Annotated in this window: 15 protein-coding genes; 12 read left to right on the top strand and 3 right to left on the bottom strand. The window is 47.5% G+C overall.

From position 1 onward, the window contains the following. From NPS56_RS30530 to NPS56_RS30505, 6 genes are all read left to right on the top strand, one after another. Positions 1–534 (top strand): ABC transporter ATP-binding protein (locus NPS56_RS30530; protein WP_274078099.1); only part of this gene is annotated, 534 nt, incomplete at its 5' end. A gap of 492 nt (positions 535–1,026) precedes the next feature. Next, positions 1,027–1,497: a RidA family protein gene (locus NPS56_RS30525; protein WP_274078098.1), complete on the top strand. Its 471-nt coding sequence runs from the start codon at positions 1,027–1,029 to the stop codon at positions 1,495–1,497. 72 nt (positions 1,498–1,569) lie between these two features. Continuing rightward, positions 1,570–1,935 carry a RidA family protein gene (locus NPS56_RS30520; protein WP_274078097.1) on the top strand — a complete coding sequence of 122 codons (366 nt, stop codon included), beginning with the start codon at positions 1,570–1,572 and terminating at the stop codon, positions 1,933–1,935. Between the two features lie 19 nt (positions 1,936–1,954). Then, a complete protein-coding gene (locus NPS56_RS30515) occupies positions 1,955–2,689 on the top strand; it encodes an SDR family oxidoreductase (protein ID WP_274078096.1) in 735 nt (244 codons plus the stop codon). 41 nt (positions 2,690–2,730) lie between these two features. After that, positions 2,731–3,510: a PhzF family phenazine biosynthesis protein gene (locus NPS56_RS30510; RefSeq protein WP_274078095.1), complete on the top strand. Its 780-nt coding sequence runs from the start codon at positions 2,731–2,733 to the stop codon at positions 3,508–3,510. 180 nt (positions 3,511–3,690) lie between these two features. Further along, positions 3,691–4,485 carry a 2-keto-4-pentenoate hydratase gene (locus NPS56_RS30505; RefSeq protein WP_274078094.1) on the top strand — a complete coding sequence of 265 codons (795 nt, stop codon included), beginning with the start codon at positions 3,691–3,693 and terminating at the stop codon, positions 4,483–4,485. Between the two features lie 184 nt (positions 4,486–4,669). Here NPS56_RS30505 and NPS56_RS30500 read toward each other — a convergent pair whose 3' ends face one another. From NPS56_RS30500 to NPS56_RS30490, 3 genes are all read right to left on the bottom strand, one after another. After that, the gene (locus tag NPS56_RS30500; RefSeq protein WP_274078093.1) at positions 4,670–5,590 is read right to left on the bottom strand and encodes a pseudouridine-5'-phosphate glycosidase; all 921 of its coding nucleotides are present in this window, start codon (positions 5,588–5,590) and stop codon (positions 4,670–4,672) included. Between the two features lie 106 nt (positions 5,591–5,696). Further along, the gene (locus tag NPS56_RS30495) at positions 5,697–6,278 is read right to left on the bottom strand and encodes a GNAT family N-acetyltransferase (protein ID WP_274078092.1); all 582 of its coding nucleotides are present in this window, start codon (positions 6,276–6,278) and stop codon (positions 5,697–5,699) included. 97 nt (positions 6,279–6,375) lie between these two features. Beyond that, on the bottom strand, positions 6,376–6,969 hold the full coding sequence (locus NPS56_RS30490) for a LysE family translocator (RefSeq protein WP_274078101.1): 594 nt from the start codon (positions 6,967–6,969) through the stop codon (positions 6,376–6,378). A gap of 529 nt (positions 6,970–7,498) precedes the next feature. Here NPS56_RS30490 and NPS56_RS30485 point away from each other — a divergent pair. The 6 genes from NPS56_RS30485 to NPS56_RS30460 all read left to right on the top strand — a co-directional run. Beyond that, a complete protein-coding gene (locus NPS56_RS30485; RefSeq protein ID WP_274078091.1) occupies positions 7,499–8,485 on the top strand; it encodes a quinone oxidoreductase family protein in 987 nt (328 codons plus the stop codon). Positions 8,486–8,615: 130 nt separating this feature from the next. After that, positions 8,616–9,446 carry a PhzF family phenazine biosynthesis protein gene (locus NPS56_RS30480; RefSeq protein WP_274078090.1) on the top strand — a complete coding sequence of 277 codons (831 nt, stop codon included), beginning with the start codon at positions 8,616–8,618 and terminating at the stop codon, positions 9,444–9,446. Between the two features lie 380 nt (positions 9,447–9,826). After that, entirely contained in the window at positions 9,827–10,750 is a 924-nt protein-coding gene (locus NPS56_RS30475) for a LysR family transcriptional regulator (RefSeq protein ID WP_274078089.1), read from the top strand. Positions 10,751–11,134: 384 nt separating this feature from the next. Beyond that, positions 11,135–11,557, top strand: coding sequence for a Rid family detoxifying hydrolase (locus NPS56_RS30470; RefSeq protein ID WP_274078088.1), 423 nt, complete (start codon positions 11,135–11,137; stop codon positions 11,555–11,557). An 802-nt stretch (positions 11,558–12,359) separates the two neighbouring features. Continuing rightward, positions 12,360–13,463 (top strand): branched-chain amino acid ABC transporter substrate-binding protein, encoded by a 1,104-nt coding sequence (locus NPS56_RS30465; RefSeq protein WP_274078100.1) that lies wholly within the window; start codon positions 12,360–12,362, stop codon positions 13,461–13,463. A 108-nt stretch (positions 13,464–13,571) separates the two neighbouring features. Beyond that, on the top strand, positions 13,572–13,741 hold a 170-nt coding region (locus NPS56_RS30460), incomplete at its 3' end, for an ABC transporter permease subunit (protein ID WP_425313656.1).

Raw genomic sequence — 13,741 nt, 5'->3', positions numbered from 1 at the left:
CGCATTCGCTATATGGGTGAAGAACTGGTCGGTCAGGAATCCTCACAGATCATGCGCAAGAGCATTGCCGTGGTGCCGGAAGGTCGTCGAGTGTTTTCGCGCCTGACTGTGGAGGAGAATCTTGCCATGGGAGGATTTTTCACCGACAAGGGCGACTACCAAGAACAATTGGAAACAGTATTGGAGCTGTTTCCAAGGCTCAAGGAGCGCTTCAGTCAACGCAGTGGCACCATGTCCGGTGGCGAGCAGCAAATGCTAGCCATCGGTCGTGCGCTGATGAGCAAGCCCAAACTGTTGCTGCTCGACGAACCGTCACTGGGGTTGGCGCCAATTATCATCCAGCAAATTTTCGAAATCATCGAGCAGCTGCGCAGTAATGGCGTCACGGTGTTTCTAGTGGAACAAAATGCTAACCAGGCGCTGAAGATCGCTGACCGTGCGTACGTTCTGGAAAATGGAAGAATAGTTATGCAGGGTAGTGGTGAAGCTCTCCTAAATGATCCTAAGGTTAGTGAGGCTTATCTTGGCGGTTAAACCGCTCGAGTGACTTCTTACCCAGCAGGGTAATGGTTACGGAGAAAAATCGTGCCAATATTTTAAAGTGCGGCACGGTTTATTTGTCTGCTAGATTGAGATTGAAATCGACGGATCAAAAGCTAGACTTATGGTTTGCATGGTAATTATCTTCCAATACTCGGTTTGCTCCGAATTTCCACGTACTTGCAGTTTGATGTAGCTTTTTGGTTTGTTCGCTAGTGCGGTCGGTAGTTAGCGATATGAGATATTGCTATTAAAATCTATATGTTTATGCATTTTGTCGTTGTTGTGATCAGTGTCTTAATAGGTCGTAGACTGTATGGGAATAATGACAATCGGCGGTGAGCCGTTAAGCACGCGCTCATAATGTAAAGATACAAAAGGTGGCGCTAAATGCGGTCGCCAAGCATAAGAGGACAACTCATTGTCCAGATCTTTGATGCTTTGGCCTCGGCGCAATTACTCATTATTTGATGCCAGTTGAAATTTATGAAAAGACTCGACTACGACAAACGACTTTCTGAACTCGGTATCGAGCTGCCAGAGCCACCGAAAGCATATTTCTGCTATGTGCCGACAGTGCTTTCGGAAGGTAAACTTTACATTTCGGGGCAGATTAATACTTTCAATGGAGAGCTTCAGCGTGAGGGGAAATTAGGTGATGGCGCGACGCTTGAGTATGCGAAAGAGGCTGCACGCCTCTGCGGCCTTAATATTTTATCCCATGTTCGACATGCTTGCGGTGGCACGCTGAACCGCGTGAAACGTTGCGTGCGCCTTACCGGATATGTTAACGCAACACCCGATTGCCAGTTGCACGCCCAGGCAATGGATGGTTGCTCGATGTTGATGCAAGAAATTTTTGGTGAAGTAGGCCGACACGCTCGCACTTGTATTGGCGTCGCTTCGTTACCGTTCAATGCATTGATCGAGATTGACGGTATTTTCGAGATTGATTGAGATGCAAATTGATTTCGTTTTGCCTAGCAGAACTGACGCTATTAACTCACATTTTTATTTGGAATATCAAAAATGAACATTGAACGTCGTCCTTTCCATCTACCAGTTCCTTTGTCTGCGGCAGTCCGAGCGGGAGGCTTTCTTTTTCTGTCGGGCGTTGTCGCACTGGATACGCAGGGAAAAGTCATCAAAGGTGATATTCGTGAGCAAACTCGCAATGTGCTCGGACAGATAGAGCAGATGCTTAAAGATTATGGACTGAAGGCGTCCGATGTTGTTCGCACCAGCATTTGGCTCTCCGACTTATCCGATTCTGCAGCTTTTAACGAAGTATATGGCCAGTTTTTTAAAGGGGCTTTACCTGCGCGCTCCTGCGTACAAGCTGCGCTTTACGATGGTGCTCGGGTAGAGATCGAGGTTCAAGCGTTAACTGTGTAAAACACTGAGAGGAAAAAAAATGAATTTCGGATTGAATGGAAAACGGGCGCTTATTACCGGGGGCTCACGAGGCCTCGGACTCGCAGTTGCTGGTGCGCTGAGAGATGAGGGCGCCGAGATCGCGATTTGTGCAAGAGATGCAACTCGTACGAATGAGGCTGCTCAGGAATTGGGCGCACGTGCCTTTGTGCGAGACCTGACGCCCAAAGCGTCCGGCGAAGTCCTCGCACAAGAAGTCATACTGGCAATGGGAGGCATAGACGTGCTTGTTGTCAATACCGGAGGGCCTCCCGTCGGCACCTTTGAAGCAGTTGATGATGAGGCGTGGATCGCGGCCTTTGATAGCATGTTTCTCAGTGCTGTGGGGTTAATTAGGGCCGTTCTACCTGGCATGCGCGAACGTAAGTGGGGGAGGATTCTGATTATTACGTCTGTAGCAGCACGTGAACCTCACCCGGGCCTCATTTTGTCTAACGCGGTTCGGCCAGCAGTTCACGGTCTGGTCAATGCACTTAGCCGAGAAATTGCCGCAGATGGCATCACTATAAACGCGATTTTGCCTGGCTTTACTTTGACTGAACGTATGGCGGAGTTGGGTATCGACGAGGCCATTATTGCGCAGCAAGTACCCGCAAATCGTATGGGGCGACCTGAAGAGTTCGGTGCTGTGGCAGCATTTTTGGCGTCGGAACAGGCCGGTTATATATGTGGGCAGGCGATTGCCTGCGACGGCGGTATGCTGCGATCGATATGAACTAGCAGATGGTCACTAACTTGTTCTGAGGAGAATAAAATATGAAGTTGAAATTATTTCAAGTTGATGCTTTTTCCAGCACGACTTTAGGAGGTAATCCTGCTGCAGTTTGCCCGCTGGATGAATGGCTACCGGATGAAAAGCTTCTAGCTATTGCGGCTGAAAATAATGTCGCTGAAACTGCTTACTTTGTAGGGTCCGGTGATCGCTATCAACTGCGGTGGTTTACTCCCGAAGTCGAAGTTGATTTATGTGGGCATGCAACATTAGCTGCATCATGGGTGTTATTCAATGAGCTGAACATTGAAGTGGAAACGTTGAACTTCAGTACTCGCGGTGGGGAACTAAGAGTTAATCGTCGAGGAGATCTCCTTGCGATGGACTTTCCGGCCACAGAGCCAGTCCTTCGTGAGCCGCCACCGGGGCTTCTAGAGGCACTGGGAATTGAAAATGCAGAGGTGTTGGAGGCACGCGACTTCATCGTGGTGGTGGAAAGCGAAGCCGAGGTAGCGCGTATCACCCCTGACTTTGCGTTGCTGAAGGACGCTACGTCTTTCGGTGTGAGTGTCACAACCAAAGGTACGGAGTTCGACTTTGTCTCCCGCTGGTTCGGACCGAAAGTCGGCGTGAACGAGGACATAACCACTGGTGCTGCACATGCCTGGTTGGCACCGTATTGGGCTAAGCGTTTAGGAAAGAAGGTACTCACAGCCCAGCAAGGTGGCAAACGCAAAGGGCAGTTAACTTGTGAGGTTTTGGGAGAGCGAGTCCTTCTGATAGGCGCTGCCTCAACTTATCTCAGGGGGGTAATTGAGGTATAGCAATTGATATGTGAAACCCTGGCAGGCGATCAAACTGCCTCTACTTACGTAAAATGATTGAGGCGTAGCATTAAGCCCTGGAGGAGTAAGGCCTTCTAATTATTGCCGCCTCAATTACTTAAAATTTGTAAGCGGGGTATTGTAATTTGCGCATTACCCCTTCACTTAGAGATCAATGCCATGAAATTTGATGCTCAACGAGGTGCCGATGTGCTTTGGGATGCTTGGCAGACTGGCACAGTGATAGAAGGTTTGTCAGATGATGATAAACCGGGTACAAGGTCAGAGGCTTACGCGATCCAGGCCACGCTTGAATATCGCAGTATGCAACCTCTAGCTGGTTGGAAGATAGCTGCGACAAGTCTTGCGGGGCAACGGCACATTAATGTTAGCGGTCCATTGGCTGGTCGCTTACTGGCTGAGCGGATTCACAATGAAGACGCAACAATCTCTCTGAAAGGTAATCGAATGGCTGTTGCGGAAGTTGAGTTTGTATTTGCCATGGGTCGTACAATCGTCCCTCGACTTGATTTGTATTCCATCCAGGAGGTGATGGCGAGTGTCGAAGATCTATATTTGGGTATTGAGATCCCCAATACTCGTTTCGCCGAGTATACAAGCGCCGGTGAAATGCAACATATTGCGGACAATGCATGTGCACATGAATTTGTTCTGGGTCCTCGTGTGTCTGCGTCTTGGCGGCAAATAGACCTTGCAGCTCATCAAGTACAGGCGACGGTCGATGGTGTCTCGAGACGATACGTGCGCGATGGTATAGGAGGAAATGTTCTTGGGGATCCACGTATCGCTCTGACATGGTTGGTTAATGAATTGTCGACGTATGGGATAACTTTGGCTGCTGGTCAGTATGTCACTACCGGTACTTGTATGATACCTCTTGAAATTGAAGCTGGGGACACAGTTCTCGCTGACTTTGGCGTGCTAGGCAGCGTTGGTTGCAGCTTTCGAGCGTGATTTAACCGATGGGGTAGAAAACGATAGCTCGGGGCCTCATTACGATTCCGACGAGTTGTATATGAGTACGAGATCTGGAAGCCCAATCAATTGGATGTACCGCACGGACTATTTGTCTGTGCTGGTCAGGCCGCGTGCAATCACCTTTAACTAATAATGGCCGCGGCTTACTCAGTTAACTTCTCTATGAGATAGCCATATATTCAGTAGCAATAGATGCCGCGAGCCTGGCGTTATTGAGGCCTAGCTGTACGCTGGCTGCACTTGTCCCATCCGTGAGTTCGCTGAGACGTGATACAAGATAGGGGGTAACAGCTTTACCAGATATACCCTCCGCGTACGCTTGCGTAAGCGCTTTTTCAATTGCGCAGTCAATGATTTCTCTTGGCAAGGAGAATGGAACGGGGATAGGGTTGGCAACAACAATGCCGTTTCGCAGACCAAGGTCCCAATTAGACTTCATAACGCGGGCTATCTGATGAGAGGTATCAAGGCGTACATCAACTCCAAAATCGCTTTCACGACTGTAGAAACCTGGAAGGCTATCGGTGCAATAACCAATCACCGGAATGCCGTAAGTCTCTAGATACTCCATTGTCAGTCGGACATCGAGGATTGACTTGATACCTGCACAAACCAGCGCCACCGGCGTGCGGGCGAGCTCTTGGAGATCAGCCGATACGTCAAAACTTTCTGGGGCCCCTCGATGAACACCGCCGAGACCTCCTGCAGAGAACACCCGTATCCCAGCCAGATCCGCAATGATCATCGTTGCGGAAATCGTCGTTGTGCCTGTACCTCCTGTGGCAATAAGTATCGGAATGTCACGTCGACTTACCTTAGTCGTCGTATTTCCACTGATACCGAGACGCTCAACTTCGTTGTCCGTCAGACCCACCTTGATACGGCCGTCGATAATTGCGCAAATCGCGGGGATAGCCCCATGTCGGCGGACTTCTGATTCAAGCTCAAGTGCCGTCTCACCATTCTTCGGCCAAGGAGAGCCATGCGAAATGATCGATGACTCCAGTGCTACGACTGGTCGGCCTTCAGCTAAGGCAGAAGCCACGTCCGGATGAACATCGAAGTAATCGGAAGAGATCATAGGTTTTTTCCATTCTCATTCGGACTTAAAGATAGGTTACAGAAAGCTAAGCTCCCGTTCAACCCAGGGCTGCGAGGATGAACAGGGGGCGAAGGTGTGACAAGCATCAAGGGAGGGGATTGCCAGCTTCTTTTGTATGGACTATAGCACTTACGCAAACACATGCTTCATTCCCGTCAACGTTGCATTCTATTGTTAGGCAGCCTTGATGGTGTAAAACAAGCGCCATCTGAAAGAACTTTGTTCCCTCAACTGGGTCTTCATAAAATGCAGATGCTTCACTGAAGCCTAGCCGTGCATACAACGCCTGAGCCATCGTGGTTTTGGGGATAGCCCCCAAAATTAGCTTTAGAAAGCCAAACTGTTGAGCTTTATGAATGATAGCATTCATCAGCATTTCACCTAAGGCGTGCCCACGATGTGAGGGGCGGACGTATAGCCGCTTAATCTCAGCGACTTGAATGTCATGAGCTAGCAAGCCAACGCACCCGACCAATACGCCATCAACTTCTGCAATCAAAAAAAAACCAGAAGGCAGAGTATAATGGATTTCTATCTTGGACATTTCGCCTTCAAAGCCACGATGAGAGGCGGGAAGCTCAAGCCACGCGAAATACTCATTGACTAGCGCGACCAAGTTTTTCTTATCCTGTGGAAAAGATGCTTCGCGGATTTTTATGTTGTTCATATTCAAATGAAGCCAAAAAAGAAAAATTATGTTTAGGAGTTTTAGCTTGTAGTCTGACTGAATTGACTGCGGCTTTGCGCGAGCCTGACAGTGGTGGCTATAGTGGGGCTGTTCGAATTAATAACAGGCCAAACAGAATGAATATGCTTCCAATTAGACGATTGAATGCTCGTTGGGCTATAGGTCTGGTGATGAAGCTCGCAAGTTTCTGTCCTCCTACTCCATACACTATATACCAGGAAAATTCGCACACAACAAACGTGACTATCAAAATTATAAATTGAGGTAACTTCGATGAGGAAGGATTAACGAACTGCGGAAAAAACGCGGTTGCGAATAATATCAATTTTGGGTTGTTAAGGCCTACCCACAGACCTCCACGAAACATCCTCCCTGTGGAGCATGATTCTATTTTGGTCACGTCGCTTAATGGAAATGGGGCATTTTTTCCTCGCCAAGCCTTCACTCCTAGGAAAATCAGGTAGAGCACGCCGATATATCGAATAACCTCAAATGCTTGTGGCGAAGCATTAAGAACGGCACCAAGTCCTGCCGCCGATACAGCAAGAAGGGTCACTAATGATAGTGCACATCCAAGCATTGCAGTAGTGCTGCGTCGTACACCAAAGCGTATACTGCACGTCATGATGTGAAGCATATTAGGTCCCGGTATTCCTGAGACAATGAACATTGATAGTAAAGCCAGCCACCAAACATCATAAGTCATTTAATTGTTTCCAGTTTCAATACTTTCAAAGACGTGTTAATAGACGAGTTTCTTTCTATGCGTTCAATGCAAAGCTGAGACCCACGGAATGGTCGCGTTACCACAACCTAGGTAAGACGAACACGCCAGCGCGATCTAGCCTCAATAACGCACTAACATAAACATATCACGCATCCAACACGACAATAAAGATACAAATTGTCACCCTGTCGGTGAAAATATCTCATAGTTCCAGGCGCCACAGCCATCGTCAGGACCTAAAAGCCTGCGATACCTGCGCAGATATTCACTGCTGTAATATCTAATAGAAGCAGGCACGTAAGTCTAGGGTCACTACTCCTCGTATGCTAAGCAGTAACGCAGCGGAGCTAGTCGTAAGCAGTCTGGGATGATTTTGCAGAAGCCATTCGGTCATGCATATCAGACAATTTCCGAACCTGCGCTATAGGCAAAGACTCCGTATTAGCTTTCTACTTGTTGCGAGACCAATTTCATGGATAAGGCAATAGTGATTCACTCTTACGGAGGGCCGGCAGTACTGCAGCTCGAGTCAGTAGTTGTTGGTGATCCAGGGCCTGGCGAATTAAAAATAAGGCAGACGCATGCGGGTGTAAATTTCCATGATGTATATGTTCGCTCTGGAGCGTATACAACTCTGTCTTTACCTGGCATTCCAGGAGTTGAGGGCGTAGGTTACGTCGAACAGGTCGGGAAAAACGTATCAAATTTCAAAGTGGGTGATCGCATCATCTACATGACTTCTGCTTATGGTGCTTATGCGAGCGCCCGCTTAATTCCAGCTTGCATCGCCATTCACTTACCTCATTCGATAGATGGGGCATTAGCCGCCGCCGCATACGTCAAGGGCTTAACTGTCCAGATGCTTCTCCGTAAATTGATGCCCGTCACACCGGGGGCTTGGGTACTTGTCCACGCTGCGGCAGGAGGAGTCGGAAAGTTACTAGTTCAGGCATTACTTAGACTTGGTGCTCAGGTTATTGCCACTGTTGGTTCAAGCACAAAGGCAAAACAATTAAATGATCTCAGTTGTAAGCATGTCATACTTTATCGAGACGAAAACTTTGTTGAGGTTGTAAAAAAAATTACAGATGGGTACGGGGTCGATATAGTTTTTGATAGTGTCGGAAAAGATACATTTGAAGGTTCCCTTGAAGTGCTAGCACCATGCGGTAGTCTTGTTAACTTTGGTCAGTCATCGGGAGCTATCCCGCCGTTTGATGTGGCCGCGCTAGCCGCAAAGTCCGCAACTTTGTTTAGGCCGGTTCTTTTTCACTATGTTTCAAAGAGAGTCGATCTGGAAACTCTGAGTGCGGCTCTTTTTGAAGCGTTCGTGGAGGGCTGGCTGCGACCTGAGCCTGCGATTACTTTCCCGCTCTCTGAGGCCGCTAAGGCTCATGCTCTTCTTGAGTCCAGAGAAAGTTCTCAGCCACTGGTTTTGTTGACTTCGACAGATACGTAAAAACCCCTTTGTCTAATAATGTGGTTTAAAACATACGTGGTCGGAGCAAGTTAAATGCTAACAGAAATAAATCTTTCAAAAGCTATTCTGCCTTAAGCGCTAGTATCTGACTCCTGATAGGTGATAAGCCATGTTTGTGGAACGTATTGCTGCATTTTCAGAAGGGAACTCCGGTGGCAATCCTGCTGGAGTTGTCATATGCGACACTATTCCAACGGCAGATATCATGCAGAAAGTAGCATCTGACGTGGGTTATTCGGAAACCGTTTTTGCAGCGAAGGAGGGCGAATTTTGGCGTGTTCGGTTCTTTTCGCCTGCGTTTGAAGTTGATTTCTGTGGTCATGCTACCATTGCGCTAGGGGCCATCCTGGCCACCCGTTTTGGTAATGCAGTTTATCCGCTAAAGCTAAATAAGGCACAGATAGTAGTAGAGGGCTTCTCCGATGGGCAGAATCTCAGCGCTGCATTAGACTCACCCCAAACTCACAGCGCAAAAATTTCAAATGAGGTGTTTGACGAGGCTCTCGCTCTCTTTTCGCTCACAAAAAATGAGCTTAATTACGAGCTTCCTCCTTCCCTGGCTCATGGCGGAAATGATCATTTAATTATTGCTGTGTCGGATCGCTCAGTCCTTAGTTCAATGAATTACGATATTGAACAGGGGGCTAGCTTCATGCGAACTAATAATTTTGCCACTTTAAGTTTGGTTTATGTCGAATCTCCTCAGATTTTTCACACTAGAAATGCTTTCGCAATTGGTGGTGTTTTTGAAGATCCCGCTACCGGTTCCGCAGCGGCGGCACTAGCGGGATACCTTCGTGATATAAACTGGGATCACAGAGGCTTCATTACTATAATTCAAGGTGAAGACATGGGGGCGCGCTCTCGAATACAGGTTTATTTAACTGACGAGGTAGGTTCCAGTGTTCGAGTATGTGGTAATGCAAGAGTGATGATCTGAGTTTTGCATTTTTCTGGTGGCGGTTCTGCAGCCTCAATGTTTTAAATTTTCACGCTGTAGGCTTTCTGGGCACGATTTACAAAGTCGTGCGTCAAGTGGCCCACTGGTCTTATTTAAGAAGGTTTTGGGGTTTTGCTGCAGCGATCCTGTGGAAGCCCCATTTTTTTATCCCTATTTACCCTCGTTAGTACATATGCCTGGTCCAACAAAGTTAGCGATTAAGAGAAGGTATACGCATTAGTCGTCATGAAGATGCTTCGCTTGGCATGATAGTTACGCACGTCTCGAACGTGCGCACGTGAACCTCCTTAAATTTCTCTTCCTTAGAGTGTTGATTTGATCGATAATGCAAGTCCAGAGCCCAGCCCCGGAGACTGTAGATGTCCATATCAAATATTGAAATGGTCGAAAACCTAACGCTCCGAGAACTGCATGCGTTCTGTCTTATCTGCGAATCTCGCAATTTGAGCCAAGTTGCTTTATATCTTGGAATTAGCCAGTCTTCCGTATCGCAAATGGTCCAGCGATGGAGAGCGGTTGTTGGCGATCCTCTCTTCGTCAGAGCTCGCTATGGAGTCACTCCCACGGAGGTCGCAGTCGCTTTGCGGTTGAAGATTCAACCACTACTCCAGGAAATGAAGTTGGCACTCGCCCAGCCCCTGGGATTCCTCCCTGCAAAAACGGATCGAATTTTCAAAATTCACATGTCCGATATCGGCCAGCTGGTATTTTTGTCAGAGCTGAACTCTTTCCTTAACAAGGCAGCGCCTCATGTTAATTTGTGGGTGCGTAATTTTCCATGGGATGAAGTCGAGAAGGGGCTTAGTGCTGGAGAGATTGACGCGGCAATCGGTTCATTACCCATGATCAAAGGACGTGTTCATGCACGGACGTTGCGAAAAGAGCAATACGTGACGGTCATGAGGAAAAATCATCACCTGGCAAAGATGGAACTCGATTTGGCAACCTTTTCTTCTGCGGAACATCTTGTGATTGACTCCACTAGCAGCGGGCACGCTCTGGTAGAGGAGGTGCTGAGAGCGAAAGGGGTGCAACGAAGAGTCGGCTTAACAATTCCTCATTATTTGGCAGCTGAAGCGGTTCTTGCGAAAAGTAATTATTTATTGACAGTTCCTGAGGTTGCCGTATCTGCTTTTCATCAACCAGCAGCGTACCATATTGTTCCAGCACCACTCACATTACCAACATTCGATATTCGTGTTCACTGGCATGAACGAAGTCATGAGGATCAAGGTGTTCAATGGCTACGAGCATCGATAGTTGAATTGTTCGCTAAAGAGTAGGTATCCATAACGCATCAAATGTCTCACCAAGCGACCACGCGGTTTTCAGACGCAGGAATCGCGATGCATGGTTACCAAATGGCCACGCAATGTAGCCATTTTCCCGATTTCGTGACTCAGACACAGTCGCAACGTTGGTCTTAAATCCTCAATGCCATACCCCCCAAACAGACCCGGAAAAAATATAGTCGCGCTCTCGGAGCCGCCGCCAGCAGTGCGTTTGCCTAGATGCTGATTAGTCACACTGTGTAGTCATAGCAGATATCGTCTGTGCCAATATCTACTATATGCAGAGGCCAATTGTCTGGAGGGTATCTGAAGGCTATTTTATGAGTAGCTACCCTGCTTGGTGACAATCGATAAATCTATATTGAGGCGCGCTCTATGAAATCGGTCAGCAAAACCCTTAAAAACGTAATTGCAACTGATGCTGCCCCATCTGCTCTTGGGAGCTACTCCCAAGGAGTAATAAACAACAATACCTTGACCCTGTATACCTCTGGACAAATTGGTCTTGATCCTAATAGTCTGGAGCTTGTGACGGGTGTTGAAGCACAGATTCGTCAGACATTCTCCAATCTCGAGGGTATTTGTAAGGAGGCTGGCGCATCTTTAAATACAATCACTAAATTGACGGTTTACTTGGTGTCTCGAGATGATTGGGCGCTTGTTAATAAAATTATGGATGAGCTTTTTACAAAACCCTTTCCGGCGCGTACTGCTGTTGGCGTAGTCTGGCTTCCACTCGGTGCAGTGGTGGAGATAGAGGCAGTAGTAGACCTATCGGCAGGGCTAATCCAGCAGTGATGTTCAAAGACTAGTAATTCTGAGATGAGCATCTCTTGAATTCTTCAGTCATGAATTGCCACAAGCCTGCTTTCGAGTCGATCATTGCCATCTGGAAAATTGAAAGACCCAAAGTAGTTGTTTTTTATTTTGTTTGAGTGCGCGTGATTCGGACTCGAGATTAGGTGCTTAGATATGTATTGAATCTGGCTGGTAATAACCAACTAAGGTGCTCTGAGAAGTGCTGGGTTGGCGCTTAATTAATTTTATAGTTGCTAGCTGCCATCTTACAAGCATAAAACAATGAGGTTGAAATGTCGCCGGCAGTTTTGATTTGTAATGTTTTTTTTAGAAGGTTCGTTAATACACTCAAGTTCGAATTTAAAACCTCGGTCTACCCTTCCGGTAGGCCGTATCGCCATACTCGGAGCAACAAACCCAATACAAGGTGCATGCAAAATTTAGCGGTCGTGGACCTTGCTCTTTCAGCTAATCTTGCAAGCTCTGTGTTACATAGTAGCTATCAGGATGTAAAATTAGCAATCACTGCATGTTGCAGTAAGCCCCTAAAACGCCTTTCATATTTTAGCTCGCCCACAAATTGATCCGCTACTGGCAGACTGGTTGAGCTATCAATAGCCGCTTCAGCCGTTATATGATGCTTGTGTCGCACGAGCCCGCCCAGGATTAAGCATAATTCTCTAGAGTTATTACATAATCTGGTTAAAATAATAGACTACTTTCTGATGCCATGTTTTAGCGCTCACAATTGAGTGCTAACAAATTTAGAATTAGGAAGATGGAGACAATTCACGTGCAGAACATGTTGCGCAATAAATTAATAGGTACACTTCTATTTTTGTCCGCAGGAACCTCTTATGCGGCCGACACTATAAAAATTGGTATTGCAGGACCCAAAACCGGTTCTGTAGCCCAATATGGTGACATGCAGTTCAGCGGTGCAAAAATGGCCGTCGAACAGATCAATGCCAAGGGCGGCGTCAACGGTAAGAGCCTCGAAGCCGTTGAGTACGACGATGCCTGTGATCCAAAACAAGCGGTCGCGGTTGCGAACAAGATTGTTAACGACGGCGTGAAATACGTAGTCGGACACGTATGCTCAAGCTCCACTCAACCGGCTTCAGATATTTATGAGGACGAAGGAGTGTTAATGATTACTTCTTCAGCCACTAGCCCCAGTATCACCAACCGCGGGTATAAAATGGTGTTCCGCACCATTGGTTTGGACAGCGCCCAAGGCCCTGCCGCTGGTAACTACATTGTCGAGCGCGTAAAACCGAACATCGTTGCTGTTCTACACGACAAACAGCAATACGGTGAAGGCATCGCCACCGCCGTGAAGAAAACCCTGGAAAATAAAGGCGTCAAGGTTGCCGTGTTCGAAGGTATCAACGCCGGCGACAAAGACTTCTCTTCCATGATCTCCAAGCTCAAGCAAGCCAACGTCGACTTTGTCTATTACGGCGGTTACCACCCAGAGCTGGGTCTGATCCTACGTCAAGCCTCAGAAAAAGGCTTGAAGGCTAAATTCATGGGGCCAGAAGGTGCTGGTAACGATTCTATCTCACAGATAGCTAAGGAAGCTTCCGAAGGTTTGCTGGTAACCCTACCAAAGTCTTTCGACCAGGATCCCGCCAATAAGCAACTTGTTGAAGCCTTTCAGGCCAAGAACATCGACGCAAGTGGTGCATTTATATTTCCTTCTTACTCCGCAGTCGAAGTCATTGCTGGCGGTATTATTGCTGCCAAGAGCGAGGAACCTGCCGAAGTAGCTGAAGCAATCCATGCCGGCATCTTTAAGACGCCAATCGGAGACTTAAGCTTCGATTCCAAAGGCGACTTAGAAAACTTCAAATTCGTGGTTTATGAGTGGCACTATGGAAAGCCAAGAACCATAGCCAATTAAGAGCTGGGTTTCGGAAGCCATCGCTATCGGAATGGCTTTTTAAGAAGACGACCAATCGTGTCCATGAATTGGCACTCTCAGGCAAGTACTGTCTTCCGGGAGAAGTAGATGTCAGATTTCGCTCATATTTTGCAACAGTTAGTTAACGGACTGACTGTTGGCAGCACGTATGCCCTGATCGCCATCGGCTATACGATGGTTTACGGCATCATTGGAATGATCAACTTCGCCCACGGCGAGGTGTACATGATCGGCTCCTACGTGGCGTTCATCGCCAT

This window comes from Pseudomonas putida (assembly GCF_028682635.1).
In the GTDB taxonomy this organism is placed as follows: domain Bacteria; phylum Pseudomonadota; class Gammaproteobacteria; order Pseudomonadales; family Pseudomonadaceae; genus Aquipseudomonas; species Aquipseudomonas putida_AE.
The sequence above is the reverse complement of the archived record's forward strand: the minus strand, read 5'-3'. Positions and strand labels throughout refer to the sequence as shown.

Excerpts from the sequence above, each read along its gene's own strand:
- NPS56_RS30525 (WP_274078098.1), top strand. The coding sequence starts at position 1,027 with ATGAAAAGACTCGACTACGACAAACGACTTTCTGAACTCGGTATCGAG.
- NPS56_RS30520 (WP_274078097.1), top strand. The coding sequence starts at position 1,570 with ATGAACATTGAACGTCGTCCTTTCCATCTACCAGTTCCTTTGTCTGCG.
- NPS56_RS30515 (WP_274078096.1), top strand. The coding sequence starts at position 1,955 with ATGAATTTCGGATTGAATGGAAAACGGGCGCTTATTACCGGGGGCTCA.
- NPS56_RS30510 (WP_274078095.1), top strand. The coding sequence starts at position 2,731 with ATGAAGTTGAAATTATTTCAAGTTGATGCTTTTTCCAGCACGACTTTA.
- NPS56_RS30505 (WP_274078094.1), top strand. The coding sequence starts at position 3,691 with ATGAAATTTGATGCTCAACGAGGTGCCGATGTGCTTTGGGATGCTTGG.
- NPS56_RS30500 (WP_274078093.1), bottom strand. The coding sequence starts at position 5,590 with ATGATCTCTTCCGATTACTTCGATGTTCATCCGGACGTGGCTTCTGCC.
- NPS56_RS30495 (WP_274078092.1), bottom strand. The coding sequence starts at position 6,278 with ATGAACAACATAAAAATCCGCGAAGCATCTTTTCCACAGGATAAGAAA.
- NPS56_RS30490 (WP_274078101.1), bottom strand. The coding sequence starts at position 6,969 with ATGTTCATTGTCTCAGGAATACCGGGACCTAATATGCTTCACATCATG.
- NPS56_RS30485 (WP_274078091.1), top strand. The coding sequence starts at position 7,499 with ATGGATAAGGCAATAGTGATTCACTCTTACGGAGGGCCGGCAGTACTG.
- NPS56_RS30480 (WP_274078090.1), top strand. The coding sequence starts at position 8,616 with ATGTTTGTGGAACGTATTGCTGCATTTTCAGAAGGGAACTCCGGTGGC.
- NPS56_RS30475 (WP_274078089.1), top strand. The coding sequence starts at position 9,827 with ATGTCCATATCAAATATTGAAATGGTCGAAAACCTAACGCTCCGAGAA.
- NPS56_RS30470 (WP_274078088.1), top strand. The coding sequence starts at position 11,135 with ATGAAATCGGTCAGCAAAACCCTTAAAAACGTAATTGCAACTGATGCT.
- NPS56_RS30465 (WP_274078100.1), top strand. The coding sequence starts at position 12,360 with ATGTTGCGCAATAAATTAATAGGTACACTTCTATTTTTGTCCGCAGGA.